Origin of the sequence: Actinophytocola sp., assembly GCF_035942955.1 — a bacterium.
Classification (GTDB): Bacteria; Actinomycetota; Actinomycetes; order Mycobacteriales; family Pseudonocardiaceae; genus DASYTH01.
The window spans coordinates 1-20,861 of record NZ_DASZCQ010000209.1 but is presented as its reverse complement, the minus strand read 5'-3'; the positions used below and the strand labels follow the sequence as shown (position 1 = coordinate 20,861).

General features: G+C 71.9%; 23 protein-coding genes. 18 read left to right on the top strand and 5 right to left on the bottom strand.

The annotated features are described in order from the left end of the window. The first annotated feature begins 14 nt into the window (after positions 1–14). The 4 genes from sigE (at position 15) to tatB (ending at position 3,396) form a co-directional block, all read left to right on the top strand. On the top strand, positions 15–608 hold the full coding sequence (gene sigE / locus VGX25_RS21130; protein WP_326919619.1) for an RNA polymerase sigma factor SigE: 594 nt from the start codon (positions 15–17) through the stop codon (positions 606–608). Between the two features lie 96 nt (positions 609–704). Then, positions 705–1,304 (top strand): zf-HC2 domain-containing protein, encoded by a 600-nt coding sequence (locus tag VGX25_RS21125; protein ID WP_326919580.1) that lies wholly within the window; start codon positions 705–707, stop codon positions 1,302–1,304. A gap of 99 nt (positions 1,305–1,403) precedes the next feature. After that, positions 1,404–2,969, top strand: a complete 1,566-nt coding sequence (locus tag VGX25_RS21120) for a S1C family serine protease (RefSeq protein ID WP_414635894.1) — start codon at positions 1,404–1,406, stop codon at positions 2,967–2,969. A 46-nt stretch (positions 2,970–3,015) separates the two neighbouring features. Then, entirely contained in the window at positions 3,016–3,396 is a 381-nt protein-coding gene (gene tatB, locus VGX25_RS21115; protein WP_326919579.1) for a Sec-independent protein translocase protein TatB, read from the top strand. Between the two features lie 49 nt (positions 3,397–3,445). Here tatB and VGX25_RS21110 read toward each other — a convergent pair whose 3' ends face one another. Continuing rightward, positions 3,446–4,588 (bottom strand): Mrp/NBP35 family ATP-binding protein, encoded by a 1,143-nt coding sequence (locus tag VGX25_RS21110; RefSeq protein ID WP_326919578.1) that lies wholly within the window; start codon positions 4,586–4,588, stop codon positions 3,446–3,448. Between the two features lie 111 nt (positions 4,589–4,699). Between VGX25_RS21110 and VGX25_RS21105 the strand changes: the two genes are divergently transcribed. Further along, on the top strand, positions 4,700–5,167 hold the full coding sequence (locus tag VGX25_RS21105) for a MarR family winged helix-turn-helix transcriptional regulator (RefSeq protein WP_326919577.1): 468 nt from the start codon (positions 4,700–4,702) through the stop codon (positions 5,165–5,167). Here the strand turns inward: VGX25_RS21105 and VGX25_RS21100 are convergent. After that, the gene (locus tag VGX25_RS21100; protein WP_326919576.1) at positions 5,164–5,694 is read right to left on the bottom strand and encodes a DUF1003 domain-containing protein; all 531 of its coding nucleotides are present in this window, start codon (positions 5,692–5,694) and stop codon (positions 5,164–5,166) included. The genes VGX25_RS21105 and VGX25_RS21100 overlap by 4 nt on opposite strands. Further along, positions 5,687–6,937: a magnesium transporter MgtE N-terminal domain-containing protein gene (locus VGX25_RS21095; RefSeq protein ID WP_326919575.1), complete on the bottom strand. Its 1,251-nt coding sequence runs from the start codon at positions 6,935–6,937 to the stop codon at positions 5,687–5,689. The genes VGX25_RS21100 and VGX25_RS21095 overlap by 8 nt, the downstream gene beginning before the upstream one ends. A 102-nt stretch (positions 6,938–7,039) precedes the next feature. Between VGX25_RS21095 and VGX25_RS21090 the strand changes: the two genes are divergently transcribed. The 9 genes from VGX25_RS21090 (at position 7,040) to VGX25_RS21050 (ending at position 15,631) form a co-directional block, all read left to right on the top strand. Then, positions 7,040–8,116 carry a CoA ester lyase gene (locus VGX25_RS21090; protein ID WP_326919574.1) on the top strand — a complete coding sequence of 359 codons (1,077 nt, stop codon included), beginning with the start codon at positions 7,040–7,042 and terminating at the stop codon, positions 8,114–8,116. Positions 8,117–8,123: 7 nt separating this feature from the next. Beyond that, entirely contained in the window at positions 8,124–8,984 is an 861-nt protein-coding gene (locus VGX25_RS21085) for a CoA ester lyase (protein WP_326919617.1), read from the top strand. Between the two features lie 76 nt (positions 8,985–9,060). Then, complete coding sequence (locus VGX25_RS21080; protein WP_326919573.1) at positions 9,061–9,462, top strand: nitroreductase family deazaflavin-dependent oxidoreductase; 402 nt, start codon at positions 9,061–9,063, stop codon at positions 9,460–9,462. A 159-nt stretch (positions 9,463–9,621) separates the two neighbouring features. Next, positions 9,622–10,434 carry a slipin family protein gene (locus VGX25_RS21075; protein WP_414635898.1) on the top strand — a complete coding sequence of 271 codons (813 nt, stop codon included), beginning with the start codon at positions 9,622–9,624 and terminating at the stop codon, positions 10,432–10,434. A 467-nt stretch (positions 10,435–10,901) separates the two neighbouring features. After that, positions 10,902–12,104, top strand: a complete 1,203-nt coding sequence (locus tag VGX25_RS21070; protein ID WP_326919572.1) for an acyl-CoA dehydrogenase family protein — start codon at positions 10,902–10,904, stop codon at positions 12,102–12,104. 49 nt (positions 12,105–12,153) lie between these two features. Beyond that, positions 12,154–12,669, top strand: a complete 516-nt coding sequence (locus VGX25_RS21065; RefSeq protein ID WP_326919571.1) for a general stress protein — start codon at positions 12,154–12,156, stop codon at positions 12,667–12,669. A 387-nt stretch (positions 12,670–13,056) separates the two neighbouring features. Then, on the top strand, positions 13,057–13,416 hold the full coding sequence (locus VGX25_RS21060; protein WP_326919570.1) for a peptidase inhibitor family I36 protein: 360 nt from the start codon (positions 13,057–13,059) through the stop codon (positions 13,414–13,416). Between the two features lie 168 nt (positions 13,417–13,584). Continuing rightward, a complete protein-coding gene (locus VGX25_RS21055) occupies positions 13,585–14,514 on the top strand; it encodes a DMT family transporter (protein WP_326919569.1) in 930 nt (309 codons plus the stop codon). A gap of 70 nt (positions 14,515–14,584) precedes the next feature. Beyond that, the gene (locus VGX25_RS21050; RefSeq protein WP_326919568.1) at positions 14,585–15,631 is read left to right on the top strand and encodes a hypothetical protein; all 1,047 of its coding nucleotides are present in this window, start codon (positions 14,585–14,587) and stop codon (positions 15,629–15,631) included. On the opposite strand, the gene VGX25_RS21045 is transcribed toward VGX25_RS21050, so the two are convergent. Both VGX25_RS21045 and VGX25_RS21040 read right to left on the bottom strand, forming a co-directional pair. Further along, a complete protein-coding gene (locus tag VGX25_RS21045; protein ID WP_326919567.1) occupies positions 15,594–16,445 on the bottom strand; it encodes a chromosome partitioning protein ParB in 852 nt (283 codons plus the stop codon). The two genes, VGX25_RS21050 and VGX25_RS21045, sit on opposite strands and share 38 nt — an antisense overlap. Beyond that, entirely contained in the window at positions 16,435–17,115 is a 681-nt protein-coding gene (locus VGX25_RS21040) for a metallophosphoesterase family protein (RefSeq protein WP_326919566.1), read from the bottom strand. Before VGX25_RS21040 ends, VGX25_RS21045 begins: the two co-directional genes overlap by 11 nt. Before the next feature lie 98 nt (positions 17,116–17,213). Here VGX25_RS21040 and VGX25_RS21035 point away from each other — a divergent pair, with 98 nt between their 5' ends. The 4 genes from VGX25_RS21035 to VGX25_RS21020 all read left to right on the top strand — a co-directional run. Further along, positions 17,214–18,341, top strand: coding sequence for a hypothetical protein (locus tag VGX25_RS21035; RefSeq protein WP_326919565.1), 1,128 nt, complete (start codon positions 17,214–17,216; stop codon positions 18,339–18,341). Between the two features lie 15 nt (positions 18,342–18,356). After that, complete coding sequence (locus VGX25_RS21030) at positions 18,357–18,908, top strand: hypothetical protein (RefSeq protein WP_326919564.1); 552 nt, start codon at positions 18,357–18,359, stop codon at positions 18,906–18,908. Between the two features lie 9 nt (positions 18,909–18,917). Next, positions 18,918–19,733, top strand: coding sequence for an ESX secretion-associated protein EspG (locus VGX25_RS21025; protein ID WP_326919563.1), 816 nt, complete (start codon positions 18,918–18,920; stop codon positions 19,731–19,733). 101 nt (positions 19,734–19,834) lie between these two features. Continuing rightward, positions 19,835–20,861, top strand: a 1,027-nt coding sequence (locus VGX25_RS21020) for a WXG100 family type VII secretion target (protein WP_414635890.1), incomplete at its 3' end; no start/stop codon positions are given.

The following is a 20,861-nucleotide window of genomic DNA, read 5'->3' as shown; positions in this document are numbered from 1 at the left end:
TGGGTTCGCGGGAGGTGGAGTCGCGCTCGATGACGGCACAGGCAACCCTCGCTCCGGACGTGGTGCCGGGTGAGCTGAGCAGCTGGACGCCTCCGTCCTGGGACGAGGTGGTGCGCGAGCACGCCGACCGGGTGTACCGGCTGGCGTACCGGCTCACCGGGAACCCGCACGACGCCGAGGACCTGACCCAGGAGACGTTCATCCGGGTGTTCCGCTCGCTGGCGTCCTACAAGCCCGGCACCTTCGAGGGCTGGCTGCACCGCATCACCACGAACCTCTTCCTCGACATGGCGCGCCGCCGCTCGCGGCTGCGCATGGAGGGCCTTCCGGAGGACTCCGATCGGCTGGCCGGCGACGACCCGAGCCCGGAGCAGGTCTACTCCGAGACGCATCTCGACCCGGACCTGCAGGCCGCGCTGGACGAGCTGCCGCCGGAGTTCCGGGCCGCGGTCGTGCTCTGTGACGTGGAGGGCCTGTCCTACGAGGAGATCGGCGCCACACTGGGCGTGAAACTGGGTACTGTTCGAAGCAGGATCCACCGCGGGCGGCAGGCCCTGCGGGCGTCGCTGGAGCGGCGCAGGGAACTTGCACGGGAGGGCACGGCATGAAGCTTGCGGAATGCCGGGCGAGGGAGGCGGTCCGGTGACCACCTACCCGAGGCGACCCACGACCATGGCCGACATTCCCGAGTTGGAGAGCGCAGCATGACCGACGCTGGCCGCGGTTGGGGGCTGTCCGAGCAGCACCTGATGCCGGACGCGGTCGTGGCGTTCGTCGATGGCGAGCTGTCTCCGGCCGCGTGCGACCGTGCCGCCGCCCACATCGCCCGCTGCCCGTACTGCGCCGCGGAGGTCACCGCCCAGCGGCAGGCAAGGGCCGCGGTCCAGGCGGCGGACATCCCCGCCGCGCCGGCCGAGCTGCTGGCGTCGCTGCGTGCGATCCCGCAGAAGGTGGAGCTGCCGACGTCCCCGGACGGGCTCGCGGTCACCGAGGACGGCCAGCTCGTCGCGGTGCAACGCCCGGACCGGTTGGCGCCGCTGGGGTCCGGCGCTCCGCTGGGCTCCTCGCCCAAGCTCGGCGAGGGACGCACGGTGCTCGGCGGCCGCCTCGGCCGCCGCGCCGCGACCGGCGCCGGCGTCGTGGTGTCCGGGCTCGTGCTCGGCGCGCTGGCCATCGTCAACGCCGGCAGCGGCCCCGCCGCCGAGCGCGTCGAGGAGCCGCCGGCCGACGACCGCCCCGCGGTCAACCTCCAGCCGGCCGGTCTCGTCGCCGGCCATCACGTGAGCCTGATCGCCAACCGCTAGCCTGGGTCCGATGGTCGCTCCGGCGAGGCCAGACCCGCCCGGGGCCTCGCGGCCGCTCCTAGTACGCCAACTTCACCGTTGATCAGGCAGGCTTGAACCGTGAGCGAGCCGTCCACTCCCGAGTCGAGTCCGCAGGACCCCGGCGCGGACGCCGCCGCCAAGACCAACGCCGCGAACCCGTACCGCATCGGCCCGCGCCCGCTCGACCGTCCCCCGCCCGACCCGGCGGCCGCCGCGCTGTTCGGCCGGCCGGCCGGGGTGGACGGGGCGTTCTCGGCGCCGCCCGGCGGGCGGCTCGGCGCGCGCGACGCGTTCGCCGATCTCAAGGTCGCCCCGCCCCCGCCCGAGGCGCTGGTCACCGCGTTCGGCCGGCCCGAGGGCAGCACGGAGATCCTGCAGCGCCCGCCGGCGCCACCAAGCCAGGACGGCGACGACGCCGAAGACGCTCTGTGGAGCTCGGAGGACGGCGCGGATCCATGGCGCGACCCGGCCGCCGGTGCGGTGATCGGGCCGCCGGCGGTCGGCAAGGGCACGGACGGCCGCAAGACTCCGAAGCGCCCGCCCGGCGCGCTGCTGAGCCTGCCCGAGCTGCTGTTCGGCCGCCGGGTGAAGCCGAGCGCGCTGATCGTGCTCGGCCTGGTGGCCCTGCTGATCGGCGGGGCCGGCGGCCTGGTCGGCTGGGTGGTGGCACGCGGCGGCGACGTGCTGACCGGCGACGTCACGCTCTCCCCGGTCCAGCCGGGCAAGGAGCGCCCGATCGGCTCGGTGGCCGACATCGCCAACAAGGCGTCGCGCGGTGTGGTGTCGATCGAGGTCAAGGGCGCGCAGGAGGCGGGCGCCGGGTCCGGCGTGATGATCGACGGGCAGGGCTACATCGTCACCAACGATCACGTGGTGACGCTGGCCGGCCGGCTCACCCAGGGCCAGGAGATCACCGTGGTGTTCGTCGACGGGAAGCGGGTCGAGGCCGATGTCGTCGGCCGGGACCCGAAGACCGACCTGGCGGTGATCAAGGTCGAGGTGGCCAACCCGACCGTCCTTCCGCTGGGCAACTCCGACGATCTCCAGGTCGGTGACACCGTGATCGCGATCGGCTCGCCGCTCGGCCTGGAGAACACGGTCACCGAGGGCATCGTCAGCGCCCTGCACCGGCCGGTGGTGGCCGGCGGGGACAACGGCGAGGCGCCGGTGGTCTACGACGGCATCCAGACCGACGCGGCGATCAACCGGGGCAACTCGGGCGGCGCGCTGGTCGACTCCACCGGGGCCCTCGTCGGGATCAACTCGGTGATCAGGACCGCGGAGGGCAGCACCGGCAGCATCGGGCTGGGCTTCGCCATCCCGGTCAACTCGATGCGCCGGATCACCGAGGCGCTGATCCGCGACGGCCAGGTCAAGCACGCCGATCTCGGCCTCAACGCCAAGTCGGTGTCCGCCGAGACCGCGGAGGGCGCCCAGGTGGTCAACGTGACCGACAACGGGGCGGCCAAGAAGGCCGGCATCGAGGAGGGCGACGTGATCACCAAGCTCGGGGACCGCCCGGTGCGCAACGCCCCCGAGCTGATCGTCGCGGTCCGCCAGTACGCGCCGGGCCAGACGGTGCCCGTGGTGCTGGCCAGGCAGGGGCGCGAGCTCACGATTCAGGTGACGCTGCAGTCGGATTGAGCCGCTACCCTGGACGGGGACTGTGGCAGGCGCGGAGGTAGGCAAGGTGTTCGAGAGCATCGGATGGGCCGAGATCCTGGTGCTCGGGATCGCGGGTTTGTTCATCCTCGGCCCCGAGCGGCTGCCGTCGGCGGCCGCCTGGCTCGGCCGCAACCTGCGCAGGCTGCGGGAGTACGCCACGGGCGCCCGCGAGCAGCTGCGCGCCGAGATGGGCCCGGAGTTCGAGGAGCTCCGCAAGCCGTTGCAGGATCTCCAGCAGCTGCGCAGCTTCGACCCCAAGCGGGCGGTCGCCAAGCACCTGTTCGACGACGACGGCAACGGCAACGGCACCAAGTCCAACGGCTACACCCCGCCGCCGACCCCGGCCCTCGACCCGCCGAGCCTGGCCCCCGGCGAGAAGGCCCCCTTCGACCCCGACGCCACGTAGCCCCTCGTGAGTCTTGTGTGGTGCCATAACCACACAAGACTCACGACGACTAGCGGCCCGCGGGGGTCACCGAGAGCATGCGGCCGGCGAGGCCGCGCGCCCGGGTGGAGAGGCGCTCGGCGATCTCGCGGAGCACCGTGGCCGCGGGCGTGTCCGGCGCCGAGACGACCAGGGGCGTGCCGTCGTCGCCCGCCTCGCCCAGCCGCGGGTCGAGCGGAACCTGGCCCAGCAGCGGCACCTCCGCCCCGATCGACCGGGTCAGCGAGTCGGCGACGACCTGCCCGCCGCCGGCGCCGAAGATCTCCATCCGCGAGCCGTCCGGCAGCTCCAGCCAGGACATGTTCTCGATCACGCCGGCCACCCGCTGCCGGGTCTGCAGAGCGACCGCCCCGGCCCGCTCGGCCACCTCGGAGGCGGCCTGCTGGGGCGTGGTGACGACCAGGATCTCCGCGTTCGGGATCAGCTGCGCCACCGAGATCGCGACGTCCCCGGTGCCCGGCGGCAGGTCGAGCAGCAGGACGTCCAGGTCTCCCCAGAACACCTCGGCCAGGAACTGCTGCAGCGCGCGGTGCAGCATGGGGCCGCGCCACACGACGGGCTTGTTGCCCGGGTTGAACATGCCGATCGAGATGACCTTCACCCCGTGGGCCTGCGGCGGCATGATCATCTTCTCGACCCTGGTCGGCTTTCCGGTGGCGCCGAGCATCCGCGGCACGGAGTGGCCGTAGATGTCGGCGTCCACCACGCCGACGGACAGGCCGCGCGCCGCCATGGCCACCGCGAGGTTCACCGTGATGCTGGACTTGCCCACCCCGCCCTTGCCGGACGCGACGCAGTACACCCTGGTCAGCGAGCCCGGCTCGGCGAACGGGATGCGCGGCTCCTCGGCCTCTCCGCGCAGCGACCGGCGCAGCTCCTGGCGCTGCGCGTCGCTCATCACGTCCAGCGCCACCCGCACCCCGGTCACCCCGGGCACGGCGGACACCGCGCCGGTCACGTCGGAGGTGATCCGGTCGCGCAGCGGGCAGGCCGCGACGGTCAGGTAGATCCCGACGTCCACCCGCCCGTCCGGTTGGACCTGGATGTCCTTGACCATGCCGAGGTCGGTGATCGGACGGTGGATCTCCGGATCGCGCACCCCCGACAGGGCGGTGCGGACCGTGTCGACGCTGGGAGCCTGGCTGCTTGTCACGGATCCATGCTACGAGCGGCTCCTACCGGACCGGCTGATACATACCAACTGCCTGGAACGTCACGGCCGATTCCGCGCCATGGAACCGTTTACGTTCCGTAGGGTGTGATCATGGTCGACCCCGCGTCATCACCGCCGAGCGGTGATGAGCTGCGCGTATGGCGCTCGTTCCTGAGCGCCCATGCGCGCGTGCTGCGCAACCTGGAGGCCGAGCTGCTCACCGAGCAGCGGCTGTCGCTGGTCAGCTACGACGTCCTGGTGCAGCTCGCCGAGGCGCCCGGCCGGCAGCTGCGGATGGCCGAGCTGGCCGAGCTCGTGCTGCTGTCCCGATCCGGGGTGACCCGGCTGGTCGACCGGCTCGAGCGCGCCGGCCTGGTGACCCGGCAGCGGGTGGCGGCGGACGGCCGCGGGGTGATCGCCGAGCTGACCCCGGCCGGGCTCGACCGGCTGCGCGCGGCCTCCCGCACCCACCTGGCCGGGGTGGCCCGGCACTTCGTCGCCCGCTTCGACCCCAAGGAGCTCGCCCAGCTCGGCGAGCTGTGCGACCGCCTTGCCCAGGCGGGCGAACCGGCCGGTTAGTCCTCCCATCGGGTGTCGGCGCGGACGGTCTCCGCGGACGGCTTGGGTCGCGTGCGGGATCTGGTCGACAGGTCGGCGCGCAGCCGGTCCAGCTCGGCGCGCAGGTAGTCCCGGGTGGCGACCTCGCCGATGGCCAGGCGCAGCGCGGCCAGCTCGCGGGCAAGGAACTCGGTGTCCGCCTTGGTCTGCGCGGCCCTTGCCCGGTCCTCGTCCAGCGCGATCCGGTCCCGGTCGTCCTGGCGGTTCTGCGCCAGCAGGATCAGCGGCGCCGCGTAGGCGGCCTGGGTGGAGAAGGCCAGGTTGAGCAGGATGAAAGGGTACGGGTCCCACCGCACCGAGTACGCGAGCAAGTTGATCGAGATCCAGCTCAGCACGAACAGCGTCTGCCAGAACAGGAACTTGCCGGTGCCGATGAACCGGGCCAGCCGCTCGGAGAACCGGGCGAACGCCTCGGGATCGACCTCGAACCGGAAGGCCCGCGGCCGGCGGGGCTGATCGAGCCGGCGCCGCGGGAAGGACTCAGGCATCGTTGGTCTCCCGCCAGCCGCCCGGCAACAGGTGATCGAGGATGTCGTCGACGGTGACCGCGCCGAGCAGGTGATCCTGCTCGTCCACCACCGGCGCGCAGACCAGGTTGTACGCCGCGAAGTACTTGGTCACCTGGGTCAGCGAGTCGTCCGGCCGCACGCTGGACAGCTCCGTGTCGAGCGCGCCGGCGACCAGGCTGGACGGCGGCTCGCGCAGCAGCCGCTGGATGTGCGCGCAGCCGAGGTAGTGGCCGGTCGGGGTGTCGGTCGGCGGCCGGCACACGAACACCATGCTGGCCAGCGCCGGGGTGAGGTCGGGGTTGCGCACCCTGGCCAGCGCCTCGGCGACCGAGGCGTCCGGGGTGAGCACGATCGGCTCCGGGGTCATCAGCCCGCCCGCGCTGTGCGCCGGGTACTCCAGCAGCCGGCGCACCGGCGCGGACTCGGCCGGCTCCATCAGCTCCAGCAGCCGGTTCTTGTCCATTTCGGACAGCTCGGCGAGCAGGTCGGCGGCGTCGTCCGGGTCCATCGCCTCGAGGATGTCCGCGGCCCGCTCATCGTCCAAATGCGACAGCACGTCCTTCTGGTCCTCATTGGACAGCTCCTGGATGATGTCGGCGAGCCGCTCGTCATCCAGCGCGTCGGCGACCTCGTAGCGCCGCTTGGCCGGAAGCTCGTGCAGCGCGGCGGCGACGTCGGTGGCGCGCATGCTGTCGAACAGCGCGAGCAGGTGGGCCGTTCCCTGCGGCGCGTGGGTCAGCTCGGTCAGGCCGGGGGCGTCGATCTCCTCCCAGTTCAGCACCTGCACCGGGCCGCGCCGGCCGATCCGTCCCGTGCGCTGCCGGACAGCCACCCGGCTGAGCACCCAGTCCCGGGTCCTCGTCGGCTCGATCGCGGTGTCAAGCACGACGGCCGTGCCCCGGGTCGCCTTGATCGACACGCGGGCGTCGAGCAACTGGCCGATCACCAGGACCTCGTTGGGGCGCCGGTGAAACCGCCGTAGGTTGACCGACCCGGTGGCCAGCGTGACGGCGTTGGGCTCGATCGAGTTGACCCGCAGCATCGGCACGAAGATCCGGCGCCGGGTGGCCAGCTCGACGACCAGCCCGAGCACGCGCGGCGCCGAGGCGTCGATCCGCAGGGCCACGACGAGGTCGCGGATCTTGCCGATCGACTCGCCGTCCGGCCCGAACACCGGCAGGCCGACGAGCTGCGCCACGAACACCTTGGTCGAGGTGGCCACGACGATCAGGCTAACCGCGTTTGGCCGACGTGGCCTTCGCGACATCCGGGCGGCGCTCCATCCGGTGATTCCCTAGTGTTACCGGCAGGTAAGGGAGGCTCGATGCGCTCACCGAAGGACTTCTTCCGCCCGCTGGCCGTCGGCGCGCCCGCCCCGGTGCGCCAGACCCCGGTCCGACCGTCCCGGATGATCCACTTCTTCGATCCCGGCAACGAGAAGATGGTCGCCAAGGTGCCGGACCTCGCCCCGCGGGTCGACGTGTTGCTCGGCAACCTCGAGGACGGCGTCCGGGCCGACCGCAAGCAGGCCGCGCGGGCCGGGCTGGTCCAGGTCGCGCGGGCCACCGAGTTCGGCGACACCCAGCTGTGGACCAGGGTGAACAGCCTCGACTCGCCGTGGGCGCTCGACGACCTGATCACCCTGGTCACCAGCATCGGCGACAAGCTCGACGTGATCATGATCCCCAAGGTGGAGGGGCCAGAGGACATCCACTACGTCGACCGGCTGCTCGCCCAGCTCGAGGCGCGCGCCGGCCTGTCCCGCCCGCTGCTGGTGCACGCGATACTGGAGACCGCGAGCGGCGTGGCCAGGGTGGAGGAGATCGCCAACGCCAGCCCGCGGATGCAGGGGATCTCCCTCGGCCCGGCCGATCTGGCCGCCAGCCGGCGGATGAAGACCACCCGGGTGGGCGGCGGCCACCCGGGATACGTCGTGCGCACCGATCCGGTCGGCGACGATCTGGTGTCCGGCCGCGCCACGTACCAGCAGGATCTGTGGCACTACACGTTGGCGCGCATGGTGGATGCCTGCGTGGCCGCCGGAATCCTGCCCTACTACGGGCCGTTCGGCGACATCCGGGACACCGTGGGCTGCGAGGACCAGTTCCGCAGCGCGTACCTGCTCGGCTGCGTCGGCGCCTGGAGCCTGCACCCGGCCCAGATCGCCATAGCGCGCAAGGTGTTCTCGCCCGACCCGGCCGAGGTGGCCTGGGCCCGTCGGGTGATCGCGGCCATGGGTGACGGCACCGGCGCGGTGCTGCTCGACGGGAAGATGCAGGACGACGCCACGGTCCGGCAGTGCCGGGTGGTCGCCTTGCTGGCCGACGCGCTGGCCGCCCGCGACCCCGAGCTCGCGCACGCCTACGAGGCCGCGACCAAGGAGGCGCTGGCCGATGACTGACCCGACCATGCGCCCGCGCCGCTCGGTGCTGTACATGCCGGGCGCCAACGAGCGGGCGCTCGAGAAGGCCAGGACCCTTCCCGCGGACGCGCTGATCCTCGATCTGGAGGACGCGGTCGCCCCGGAGGCGAAGGTGGACGCGCGCAAGCGGGTGTGCGAGGCCGTGACGTCCGGCGCGTACGGCCGCCGCGAGCTGGCGATCCGGGTCAACGGCTTGGACACCCCGTGGCACGTCGACGACATGCGGGCCGTCGCGGAGGCCGGCCCGGACGCCGTGCTGGTACCCAAGGTCAACTCGCCGACCGAGGTGCACGCCATCGAGCGCGGCCTCGAGCTCGCCGGCGCCCCCGACCGCACCGCGATCTGGGCGATGATCGAGAGCCCGGTGGCCACGCTGCACGCCGAGGACATCGCCCGGGAGAGCGACCGCCTGACGGTCCTCGTGCTCGGCACCAACGACCTGGCCAAGGAGCTGCACGCCGAGCACGTCCCCGGCCGGGCGCCGCTGCTCGGCGCCCTGTCCCTGGCCCTGCTCGCCGCACGGGCCACCGGCAGGGCGATCCTCGACGGCGTCTACAACGACGTGCGGGACCTCCCCGGCTTCGAGGCGGAATGCCTGCAGGCCCGCCAGTTCGGCTTCGACGGCAAGACCCTCATCCATCCCGGCCAGCTCGAGCCGTGCAACCGGATCTTCGCCCCCTCCCCGGCCGAGATCACCCGGTCCCAAAAGATCATCGAGGCCTTCGAGGCCGCCAAGCGCGCCGGCCGCGGCGTGATCACCGTCGACGGCCGCCTGATCGAGCACCTCCACGTCGACAACGCCCGGCGCATCCTCGCGCTGGCCGCGGCGATCGAGTCGTCGCCATGACACCGAGCCGGGAATGAGCGCGGCGCTGTGAGTGTTGTTCCTGGACGTGTCAGAGGAGACCGTAGAGCTCAGCCCCATGGATTGGGTGCGGGACCAGACGAGGAAGATCCTTGAGACCGGTACCACCGAGGGCGTCGAGATCCTCGGATCGCCGGTCGTGCTGTTGACGCTGCGCGGCGCGAAGACCGGCAAGCTGCGCTACACCCCGGTGATGCGGGTGGAGCACGAGGGCAGGTACGCCGTCGTGGCGTCCAAGGGCGGCGCCCCGCAGCACCCCGACTGGTACTACAACATCAAGGCACACCCCGAGTTCCCGCTGCAGGACGGCACCGTCACGAAGGTCTACGTCGCGCGCGAGGTCGAGGGCGCCGAGCGGGCCGAGTGGTGGGAGCGGGCCGTCGCGGCCTACCCGCCCTACGCCGAGTACCAGCAGAAGACCGACCGGCAGCTCCCGGTGTTCGTGCTCGACCCGAAGTGACGGGCGGGCAGGTTACCGAAGAGCATCACCACCGCCACGATTGCCGGGCGTAGCATCGAGGCATAGCCGAGGCACGCCGATCTTGGCACCGTGACGTGGGAGTTCGCCATGCTCCTGGTCTACCTCCTGCTCGCCGTTCTCGCCGTCGCAGGCATCTGGATGAGCGCGAGTGTCCGGGTGGTCAAGCAGTACGAACGTGGGCTGGTGTTCCGGTTCGGCCGGGTCCGTCCGGAGGTGCGCGAGCCGGGGCTGGCGTTCATCATGCCGGTCGCCGATCGCCTGCAGAAGGTGAACATGCAGATCGTCACGATGCCGGTGCCCGCACAGGAAGGCATCACCAGGGACAACGTGACGGTCCGGGTCGACGCGGTCGTCTACTTCAAGGTGATCGACCCGGCGCTGGCGATCATCAACGTGCAGGACTACCGGTTCGCGGTCGCCCAGGTGGCCCAGACCTCGCTGCGTTCGATCATCGGCAAGAGCGATCTCGACGACCTGCTGTCCAACCGGGAACGGCTCAACCAGGGCCTGGAGATGATGATCGACAACCCGGCGCTGGAGTGGGGCATCCACATCGATCGGGTGGAGATCAAGGACGTCGCGCTGCCGGAGTCGATGAAGCGCTCGATGTCCCGCCAGGCGGAGGCCGAGCGGGAGCGGCGGGCGCGGATCATCTCGGCCGACGGTGAGTTCCAGGCTTCGCAGAAGCTGTCCGAGGCCGCCGCGATCATGGCGGACACCCCGGCGGCGCTGCAGCTGCGGTTGCTGGAGACGGTGGTCGAGGTGGCCGCCGAGAAGAACTCGACCCTGGTGCTGCCGTTCCCGGTGGAGCTGCTCCGGTTCCTGGAGAACGCCGCCGGCACCCAGGCGTTGCCCAAGCCGAAGACCGAGGCGACCGACGGCCGGACACCGCCGGTTCCCCGGCAGTCCAGCGACGTCGAGAAGCCCTCGAACGGACCCGTCGTCACCTGATCACGCTGCGTCAGATCGGTTACTGTCCAGGTCGGAACGGTAACCGATCGTCAAAGGTTGCAGTGATATAACGCACAGATCACGGCTCGGGCTTGCTTCGATCCCACCCGTTCGGGTGAGGCTGTCGGCCATGGGTAGACACCGCGCAACCAAGGAGGACACCAGCAGGCCGCGCTTGTTCGGTCGCCGCCGACTCCGCGACGACCTTTTCGAGCGCAGTTTCCGCAGCTGCTCCCGCTGCGGTGAGGACGTCTACGTCCTGGCCGAGGACTGCCGCGAATGCGGCGAGTCCGTGATTTCCCCGCCCCCGCCGGCCCACGGGCGGCCGCGTGGCAACCCGACCCGCAGCCGGGCCCGCATCGGCTGACTCCCGCCAAAGCCGCGTGGCCCTCGGCACCTTTCTTGCGCAAACGGACGTTAACCGCGAGATACTGACCGGTAACCCGTGCCGTGAAAGGGAGCTGGAGATGGCCCGCCTCGCCCAGACCGCCGGACTGACCGACATCCAGCGGGAGATTCTCGCCACGGTCCGCGACTTCGTGGACAAGGAGATCATTCCGCACGCGCAGGCGTTGGAGCACGCCGACACCTATCCGGCCGACATCGTCGACGGCATGAAGGAGATGGGGCTGTTCGGCCTCACGATTCCCGAGGCCTACGGCGGTCTTGGCGAGTCGCTGCTCACCTACGCGCTGGTCGTCGAGGAGATCGCCAGGGGTTGGATGAGCGTGTCCGGGGTGATCAACACGCACTTCATCGTGGCGCACATGATCAAGCAGCACGGCACGGACGGCCAGAAGGAGCGGCTGCTTCCCCGGATGGCGACGGGCGAGATCCGCGGCTCGTTCTCCATGTCCGAGCCGGACCTCGGCTCCGACGTCGCCGCGATCAAGACCAGGGCCAGGCGGGACGGCGACGAGTACATCATCGACGGCGCCAAGATGTGGCTCACCAACGGCGGCTCGTCGAACCTGATCGCCCTGCTGGTCCGCACCGAGGAGGGGATGGAAGGCGCAGTCAGGCCGCACGACAAACTCACCGCGTTCCTGGTGGAGAAGCCCGAGGGGTTCGGCGAGGTGGCGCCCGGCCTGACCATTCCCGGCAAGATCGACAAAATGGGCTACAAGGGCGTCGACACCACAGAGGCGGTGTTCTCCGGCTACCGGATCGGCCCCGACCGCGTGCTCGGCGAGGTCCCCGGGCGCGGGTTCGCCCAGATGATGGACGGCGTCGAGGTCGGCAGGGTCAACGTGGCCGCGCGCGCGTGCGGCATCGCCATCCGCGCGTTCGAGCTGGCCGTCGAGTACGCCCAGCAGCGCCGCACGTTCGGCAAGCCGATCGCCGAGCACCAGGCGATCGCGTTCAAGCTCGCCGAGATGGCCACCAAGGTGGAGGCCGCGCACCTGATGATGGTCAACGCCGCCCGGTTGAAGGACTCCGGCGAGCGCAACGACGTCGAGGCCGGCATGGCCAAGCTCCTCGCGTCGGAGTACTGCGTCGAGGTGACCCAGGAGGCGTTCCGCATCCACGGCGGCTACGGCTACTCCAAGGAGTACGAGATCGAACGCCTGATGCGCGAGGCCCCGTTCCTGCTCATCGGCGAGGGCACCAGCGAGATCCAGAAGACCATCATCAGCCGGGGCCTGCTGCGCGAGTACCGGTCCCGCTGAGCCGGCCCTTGCGCCGCTCGAACCGGGCATTCATGGCATGATTGCGGTAATGACCGGTGCGTTCTCCGGCTCCGCACGAGCCGGCCAGGGGCTGCCCAAGGTGCCGACGCCCCCGACGGGGTGGCCGATCGGCTCCTACGACACGTACGCCGAGGCCCACCGGGCGGTGGAGTACCTGGCCAGCAACGACTTCCCGGTTCAGGACGTCACGATCGTCGGCGTCGACCTGATGCTCGTCGAGCGCGTCATCGGCCGCCTCAGCTGGCCCAAGGTCCTCGCCACCGGCGCGCTGTCCGGCGCCTGGTTCGGCCTGTTCGTCGGCCTGCTGCTGGGCGTGTTCAGCCAGCAGACCATGTCCTTCGCCCCCATCCTCGTCGGCCTGTCCGCCGGCGTCGTCTTCGGCCTCGTCTTCGCCGCCGTCGGCTACGCCTCCACCCGCGGCAGCCGCGAAATCGCCTCCGCCAGCCAACTCGTCGCCGGCCGCTACGACGTCCTCGCCCAACCCCGCAACGCCGAAAAAGGCCGCGACCTCCTCGCCAAACTGGCCATGGGCACCCACGGCTAAACCCCACCCTCCACTCCCGACAGTCCACATCAGACACCGTCGGACGTGTGCCCAAGCCCGCACCGCTCCACGGCAGCGCTCCGGCGAAAGTCAGCCACGGGAACGCGCCCGCCGGACCGTCCGCCGGCGCCGAAATTCGCCGCGCTCCTCGATCAGCCCGGCTCCTTGATCAGCCCCGCTCCCGAATCAGCCCAGCCCCCACCCCGTCTGGGGTGGGGGGCGGGTTCGTGGGCCAGTTTACCCGCCTCGACCGACAGTTGATCATCCCGCAGCGTCGCCTGTGGACAACTGTGGATCTGTGGATGGTGGGTTGGGGGTTTCCTCGCGGCGGGGCGCAGTCTTGCGGGCGGAGCGCTCGATTGGCGGCGCGGAGACGAGGAGGGCACCGTGGTGCGGTGGCTGGTGGTCGTGGGGGTGGTGGCGGCGGCGCTCGCCGGTGGGGCGGGGGTTGCGGGGACGGAGGGCGATCGGCGGGGCGGGTGCGAGCGGGGCGAGCTCTGCGTGTGGGTGCGCGAGGGATATCGGGGCGGTGTCCGCCGGGTGTCGTTGGCGACGGTCAACGCCGGGGAGTGTGTGCCGCTTCCGGTGGCGGGGCGGTCGTTCGCCAACCGGATGAGCCGGGCGGTCACGGTGTACCAGGGTGCGGTGTGCGAGACGGAGGCGGAGTTCGACACCTACCCCGGCGGGGGCACGTACGTGCCGGAGGCGCCCTTCGTCGTACACGCGGTACAGATCTGGGAAGGCTGAGAGTCTCTCAGCGCCGGGGAACGTACCGCCGGCGGTTCGCGTTGACCTTCGCAACGAACGCGGGAGACTGGTTTCAGCGATCCCCGGAGCTGCGATGAGATCACGCACCGAGCCCGTGGCGCCGGTCAGGGGCGGGGCGGGCCGACCAGCCCAGGCACGGGTGCTGGGATGATCCCGCTCGCCATCGTGCTGGCCGTCCTCGGCGCGACGCTGAGCGCGGTGGGCGTGCAGCTGCAGGCCGCCGGCGTGCGGGCGGAGTCGCGCGACACCGGGTTGCACCTGAGCGGGCTACCGAGGCTGGCCCGCAACCGGCGGTGGCTGCTCGGGCTCGCCGTGCTGTTCGTCTGCGCGGTGCTGCAGATCCTGGCGCTGGCGATGGCGCCGGTGACGGTGGTCGCGCCGATCGTGGTGCTGGCGCTGCCGATGAGCGCGGTGCTCAACGCCCGGTCGACCGGTGGCCGGCTGGACGCGGCCGCCTCGGTCGCGGTGCTGGCCAGCGCCGGCGGCGTCGGGCTGTTCGTGGCGCTCGCGGCCGGCGCGGCCAACTCGGTCGCCTACTCCGAGACCGACGTGCTGCGCGCCGGCGAGCTGGTCGCGGGCGTGGTGGCGCTGCTCGGCATGATCGGCGCCGTGCAGCGGGGCATCCCGCGCTGCGTCGCGCTGGCCGCGGGGACAGGGGCCGCGTACGGGCTGGTGTCGGTGCTGATCAGGGACGTCACGTACACCTTCGAGCACAGCGGGATCGCGGCGGTGTCCCCGCTGTCGGTGGCCGGGCTGGTGCTGGCGTTCGCCGCCGGCTCCTGGCTGCTCCAGCTCGCCTACGCCAGCGGCCCGCCGGACATCGTGGTGGGCTGCCAGACCGTGCTGAACCCGCTCGTCGCCACCGGCCTTGGGATCGGCATGTTCGACGAGACGGTCGACGCCGGCGGCTGGCGCGGGATCGGGCTGATGGCCGGGGCCGCGGTCGCCATCCTCGGGGTGACCGTGCTGGCCAGGCACCGCCCGGACGGAGCGGTACGCGAGCGGGGCCGAGGTGTCGGGCTGCTCGCCGGGCGCGAGCCGGGAGGCGAGTCCGGGACGACCTCCTCGATCCGGTAGTTATGAACCCGGCCGCTCGTACGATGTGTTGGGCGACGGAGCGTATTGAATCCAGCACGGGCCGAGGACGATGGCAACCATCCCTGTTCACCATGATCCCGACGCCACCCCGCAACCGCCGGTCAGCGCATCGCCTGCGCCACCCGGAACCACGCCGGACTGGTCCGACGACGTCGCCAAGTCCCGGTTCTCCGCATGGCGGGTGCCGGTCGGCGAGCGCCTCCAGTGGCTGCAGGCCGAGCTCGACGAGCGACCGCCGGGGCCGTTGCCCACCGGCGTGCCGGAGGCCATGCAGATCGCCTACCGGTCCACCATGGCCAAGGCGAACCTGGCCAGCTGGTACTCCGGCTCGCACATCGAGCGGGCCTGGCGCGCGCTGCATCTGGCCGAGGCCAAGGTGATCGCCTCGAGCCCGGACCTGCCGGCCCGCCTCCCGGCCGTGCGCGCACGGGCGCTGGAGGACCTCAAGTACAACGACTGGCGGGTCGAGGCGCTGGACGCGATCGATCCCGACAGGATCGGAACCCATGAGCGGGCGACGGTCGCCGAGGCGCTGCGGGCCGCGTTCACCATCTCGGACAACTCGCACACCGGTGTGCGCAGCCTGCGGAACCGGTTGGTGCTGTTCGGGTTGCTCCTGCTCGGGCTCAACCTCGTGCTCGGCGCGCTGAGCTCGCTGATCCCGTCCCTGCTTCCCTTGTGTGTCAAGGGAATCTGTCCCACCGGCGGACCCGGCCCTACCGGCGGCGACATCTGGCTGGTGCAGCTGCTCGGCGCCCTCGGCGGCGCGGTGGCGGTGGTGATCCTGCTGCTGAACACCAGGCCAAGCGTGGTCGCCTACACGCTGACGCCGTACCAGGCCACCATCAAGATCATGCTCGGGTCGGTGCTCGCGGTCGTCGGCGTGCTCATCGCCGGAACCGGTCTGCTGCAAGACATCGTCGCCAACCGACCGGCGCTTCTGGTGCTGGCATTGGTTCTCGGGTACGCCCAGCACCTGGGCACCAGATTCCTCGACCACTACGCGGACTTCGTGGTGGGCAAGGCCCAGCCCAAGGTGGGCGAGGAGCAGGCGCGGGCTACGGCCGGCCGCGCTGACCGTCGCGCAGGGCGCTGATCACCTCTTCGTCCCACCGATGTGTCCGAAGTAGACGGTAGCGCTCGCAGGCCACCCACATGTACGCCTCGGCCTCGGTGTCCGTGCCGATCATGTCGGCCTCGCGCAGCATCCGGGCCACCGGAAGGAACTCCTCCTCGTACCACCGCCGCGCAACGGTGGCGCGGTCGAGGAACCGGCCCTCGCCCTGCATCGTCCGGAAGCCCCACGCCTCGATGGACTCGGCCAGCTCCGCGTAGTCCCACGGATCGGTCAGGATCACCGCCGCCCTGGCCTCGCCCTGCAGCGGGACCCGGTCGAGGAAGATCCGGCGGTAGTCCTTGACGAGCAGGTCGCTGCGGTACTGGACGCCGTCCGGCGATAGTCGCGTTTGGACCTCGGTGACGTAGGCGTCGATGCTGCTCAGGTTCAGCGCCCTGGCCACCGACACCCGGTGGTGCCCGTCGTAGACGAAGTGCATGTCGCCCACCCGGTACACCTCGATCGGCGGGATGGCCTCGCCCCGCCGGTGCGCAAGGGCCAGCCGCTGCCAGCGTTCCCGCACCGCCGAGGAGGTCGGCCGGAACCGGCGGTCGAACTCCTTGGTCCGGTCCACGCTGCCGACGATCGAGTCCAGCGCGATCGTCTGCAGGCCGAGGCGGCGCTCCCCGGCCCGGCCGAGCGCGCCGACCACCTCGTCGAACGGCAGCATGACGTCGACGTCGTCCGGCCCGTGCCGCAGCCAGGTCGCCAGCCGGGACAGCACCTGCCGGCGCCGGGCGCGGATGAAGTCGTTCTCCGCGTCCGCGACCGGGAACCCGGTGTCACGTGCCATCGCGGTCCTCCCGCCCGCCGGTGTCGATCTCCAGGATGCGAAAGCCAACCGTGTTGACCACAAGGGTCTCACCGATCCGGCGATCGGGCACCTGACTTCCGCAGGGGTGGATGTGCCCGTGTACCAGCAACTTCGGCCGCATACGGCGGACCGCGTCGTGCAGGCAGGCGAACCCGCGGTGCGCCGGATCCGCGCGGTCCCCGAGGTCCTTGGGCGGCGAGTGGGTGAGCAGCACGTCGACCCCGCGCCCGTCCCGGAACCGCCGCCACGCCACCGAACGCGCCAGCCGGCGGACCCGGCGGGCCTGCTGGCGCTCGGTCCACTGGTTCGGCCCGTCGTTGTACCGGATCGATCCGCCCAGACCGGCGATGCGCAGGCCGGCCACGTCGGTCATGCCACCGTCCACATTCAACCCGCCGGCCGGGCCGGGCCACTCGGCCGGCATGCCGTCGCGCATCCACATGCCGCGGCTCGACGCGTAGCGGCCGAGGTCGATGTCGTGGTTGCCGGGCACGAACACGCAGGGCCGGTCGAGGGCGTCGGACAGGAACTCCAGATAGTCGAACGGCAGGTCGCCGGCCGCCAGCACGAGGTCGACCCGGTGCCGGCGGACCTGCTCGGTCCACAACGATTCGACCACCTCGTCGGATACGGCGAGAACTGTTGGCACGATTCGAGCGTAAGCGTGCTTGAGTCAAACCACGCATGTGACGGTAGGCGAACGGTTACAGTCAGAACCGACGTTGAGTGCGGAGAGGGGCAGCGCGCATGGGCAACGCGGCGAGCGGCAAACCGGGCTCACCCAAGGACGACCGGTACGTCACCGGCGACACCAACTGGGAGAGCTACGAGCTGCCGCAACTCATCGCGATGGTCACCGAGAAGGTCGACATCCCGGCCCTTGTGCGGCTGGCCGACGACTGGCGCGCGGCCGGCGACGAAACGGCCGAATCCGCCGACGAGCTGGCCGCCGCGCTGGACGAGCTGATGAACTTCTGGTCCGGCAAGGCGGCCGAGCAGGCGCGCATGGACGTCGCGCTGAACGCGCAGTGGCTGCTCGATCTCGGCAACAAGGCCTACACGATGGGCACGCCGGTGGAGGAGGCGGCCGGCGCGCTGAAGGCGGCGCAGGATCAGATGCCGCAGCTGCCGGCGGTCAACCCTGCCGTCGCGCCCGGCTCGGCCCCGGACGCCGCCATGTTCGGCGAGGCGGCCGGCGGGCCACTCGCCGCGGCGATCGCCGCCGCGGCTGCGGGATCGGAGAGCGCCGCGCAGGCCGCCGAGGACGAGGCGCAGCTCAAGCGCCAGGCCGTGGAGACCATGCGCCGGTTCGAGACCGCGGCGATGGGCATCGACCAGTCCATCCCGCAGTTCGAGGGCCCGAGCCCGATTCTTCGCCCGCGGACCGACCCCGTCCGGACCCAGCCGCCGGTCGTCCCCCCGCCCGCCGGCAGCACCGACCCACCACCGGCCACCTGGGAGGACCTGACCGGGCAGCGTGGCTCGGGCACGTCGGCGCAGCAGCACGCCGGCGCCGGCGGCGGGGGAGCGGGGGTCGGGTGGCCGACCGGCGTTGGCGGCGGTGCGGGCGGCGGATCGTTCGCCGGCGGGCCGGCCCTGGTTCCTGGCGGCAGCGGCGGCCGGTCGAGCGGGCCCGGCGCCAGCACGGGAGTCGCGCCGCACGGTGAGCGCGTGCCGGGCATGCTGCCGGCGGCGAGCGCCGGCATGCTCGACGCGGACGGTCACGCGGGCGTGGGTGGCGCCCCGATGGCCGGTGGCATGGGTGCGGGTGCGGGCGGCAACAAGGACGACGACCACCGCCGGCGGTTCCCGTTCGAGGCGGACGGCCCGTTCGCCCCCGACAGCAAGGCTTCGCCGCCGGTGATCGGTCTGTAGGACGAGGGGATCGCGATGCTCAACGACCACGAGGCGGCGGACCGGGACCGGTCGCCCCTGCTGCAACAGCTGGCGCCGGACACCGAGGGCAACCCCGCCGCTCCGCCGCCGATGCCGACCGCGGCGCCGCGCCACAGGCGGCCGGCGAGCGCCGCGCCGGTCCCGGCCGAGGACAAGAGCAAGCCCGCGGAGTCCGGCGGCTGGGAGGTCGACCCGGACCGGTTGGACTGGTTCACCGACGTGGTGCGGGATGCCCGCCGGCGGCTGCGCGACGTGCAGGACAAGGTCGACCGGATGCAGTCCGCGGCCTACACGCCCCGGCTGGGGATCAGCCCGGTCGGCAAGCAGCTCGAGCAGAAGTTCCTCGACCGGCTGGACGCTGCGCTGGACAACCCGCAGCAGCCGACGACCGGCGGGCTGCGGCCGATGCTGGCCGAGGCCGTGCGGCGGATGGACGAGTTCATCGCCGGCGCCGAGGCCGCGGCCATGGAGTACCGCGAGCTCGACGAGTCGGCGGCGCGCAACGTCACGGCGGCCGGCCAGGACCCGGCCGGCAAGAAGGGCTGACGCCGCCGGATGTCCACGCGAACCGGGTTCGACGCCTCGCTGGACGCGGTCGAGATCGATCTGCTGTGCACCTACGCCGGCGTGCCGGCGCCGTTTCCGCTGCGACCCCGCTCGGTCGGCGCGACCGAAGTGGAGCGTCGCATGCACTTCGGCGCGGCACGGGAGCGGTTGGCCGCCCGCGGGCTGGCCGACGAGCGCGGACCGCTCGGTGTCGCGGAGATCCTGGTGCACCTGCTCAAAAGCTGCCCGACCGCGCTGGACCTGATGCTCGCGATCGGCGCCCGGCGGCTCGGCGCGCTGCTGCTTGCGCACCGGGGCGAGGCGCTGCTGGCCGTCTGCGAGCTCGACGGGCCCGACCACACCGCGGGCCTGATCGCGCTGCCGCCCGACGACGCGGTCGACGAGCTGCTGTTGCTGCTTCCCGAGCTGGACGCGGCCAAGATCACGCCGTTCACCATGCCGCGCGGGGCACTGGTCAAGGTGTACCGGGAGCTGCTGAACCGGGGGCGCGGCGGGATGGGCCGCTACGAGCTCGACGATCTGCTCGGCGCGCACGGAATCGACGAGCGGCTCGCCGACCGCATGGTCACGCAGCTGCAACCGGTGCTCGGCAACGGTCAGGCCGGCCTGGCGCGGCGCGCCGGGTACGCGGGCGCGTGGCGTCGCGTCGGCGAGGAGCTGCGCTGGCTGGACACCGAGCGGGGGCGGCTGCGGCTCGGCGGCAATGCCGAGTGGACGAGCGTGAACCCGTTGTTCCCCAACGAGTTGTATTCCGCGATCCGCCAATTGGCCGCGTCGGTAGGGCGGAATCTCGACACCGGATAGCAGTTCGCGGCCTGTTGACCCGATTCAGTGACCGGTGTCGGTCCGATCCGATAACGTAACGGTCGGAAGCGACGATCTCAGGACTGATCGGGGTCACCGGCATGGTCATCCAGGAGTTGGTCGGTCGAGTGCTCGAGCTGCGCCAGGCCGCGGCGAACGCGCGAGCCGAAGCGGAGCGGGATCGGCGGCGCCGGCGGCAGGAGAACGACCGGTACGTCTCCGGCGGCGTCAACTGGGACGGGTACAGCCTCGAGTCGTTGATCAAGATGGTGGCCGAGCGGGCCAGCCCCGGTCAGCTCGACGCGCTCGCCGGCGAGTGGCGCCGGCACGGCTCGTCGGTCGTCACGGCCTCCTCGGATCTGCAGCGGTCGCTCGACCGGCTGATGCCCTACTGGTCCGGGGCGACCGCGGACGACGCGGCGCGCACGGTGACCACCAACGCCCGCTGGATCACCGAGCTCGGCGAGGTCGCGCAGCAGATGGGCGACCCGATCCAGGACGCGAGCGGCGCGCTGCGCTCGGCTCAGGACACCATGCCGGGCAAGCCGCACGACGCGTGGTACGCCGGCGCGGGCGGCGGCGCGCTCGCCGGGTTCGCGGTCGCCGGCCCGATCGGCGCGGCGTTCGGCGCCGCCATCGGCGGCATCGCCAGCGCGTTCGGCTTCGGCAGCAGCAAGCGCAAGCTCAAGCGCAAGGCCGTGCAGACCATGCAGCGCTTCGAGGGCGCGGTGCTCGGCATCGACTCGACCACTCCGCAGTTCGGCCTGCCGTCCGACGGCGTGGATCCCGGGTCCGACCGGCTCCGCAACCCGGGCACCGGCGTCGGCACGCCCGGCGCGCCGCCGGCGCCGCCCGGCAACACCGGCGCCGTGCTCACCCCGGGCACGACCGGCAACAGCTCCGGCACGATCCCGTCGCTGGCCGGCGGCGGCGATCCGGTCGCGCGGTGGCGCGGCATCACCGGTGGTCCCGGCCCCGGCTTCGGCGGGCTCGGCCCCGGCGGCGGGACCGGCGCCGGCGGGCCCGGTCTCGGTGGTCTGCCCTTCCTGCCCGGCGGTGGCCGCGGGCCTGGCGTCGGCGGCGCCCGCGGAGGCCGCGGTGGCGTCGGTGTGCCGCCAGGTACCGCGG

Excerpts from the sequence above, each read along its gene's own strand:
- VGX25_RS21070 (WP_326919572.1), top strand. The coding sequence starts at position 10,902 with ATGGCCCGCCTCGCCCAGACCGCCGGACTGACCGACATCCAGCGGGAG.
- VGX25_RS21085 (WP_326919617.1), top strand. The coding sequence starts at position 8,124 with ATGCGCCCGCGCCGCTCGGTGCTGTACATGCCGGGCGCCAACGAGCGG.
- VGX25_RS21125 (WP_326919580.1), top strand. The coding sequence starts at position 705 with ATGACCGACGCTGGCCGCGGTTGGGGGCTGTCCGAGCAGCACCTGATG.
- VGX25_RS21045 (WP_326919567.1), bottom strand. The coding sequence starts at position 16,445 with ATGGCACGTGACACCGGGTTCCCGGTCGCGGACGCGGAGAACGACTTC.
- VGX25_RS21105 (WP_326919577.1), top strand. The coding sequence starts at position 4,700 with ATGGTCGACCCCGCGTCATCACCGCCGAGCGGTGATGAGCTGCGCGTA.
- VGX25_RS21065 (WP_326919571.1), top strand. The coding sequence starts at position 12,154 with ATGACCGGTGCGTTCTCCGGCTCCGCACGAGCCGGCCAGGGGCTGCCC.
- VGX25_RS21025 (WP_326919563.1), top strand. The coding sequence starts at position 18,918 with ATGTCCACGCGAACCGGGTTCGACGCCTCGCTGGACGCGGTCGAGATC.
- VGX25_RS21030 (WP_326919564.1), top strand. The coding sequence starts at position 18,357 with ATGCTCAACGACCACGAGGCGGCGGACCGGGACCGGTCGCCCCTGCTG.
- VGX25_RS21050 (WP_326919568.1), top strand. The coding sequence starts at position 14,585 with ATGGCAACCATCCCTGTTCACCATGATCCCGACGCCACCCCGCAACCG.
- VGX25_RS21055 (WP_326919569.1), top strand. The coding sequence starts at position 13,585 with ATGATCCCGCTCGCCATCGTGCTGGCCGTCCTCGGCGCGACGCTGAGC.
- VGX25_RS21090 (WP_326919574.1), top strand. The coding sequence starts at position 7,040 with ATGCGCTCACCGAAGGACTTCTTCCGCCCGCTGGCCGTCGGCGCGCCC.
- VGX25_RS21075 (WP_414635898.1), top strand. The coding sequence starts at position 9,622 with ATGAGCGCGAGTGTCCGGGTGGTCAAGCAGTACGAACGTGGGCTGGTG.
- VGX25_RS21035 (WP_326919565.1), top strand. The coding sequence starts at position 17,214 with ATGGGCAACGCGGCGAGCGGCAAACCGGGCTCACCCAAGGACGACCGG.
- VGX25_RS21080 (WP_326919573.1), top strand. The coding sequence starts at position 9,061 with ATGGATTGGGTGCGGGACCAGACGAGGAAGATCCTTGAGACCGGTACC.
- VGX25_RS21100 (WP_326919576.1), bottom strand. The coding sequence starts at position 5,694 with ATGCCTGAGTCCTTCCCGCGGCGCCGGCTCGATCAGCCCCGCCGGCCG.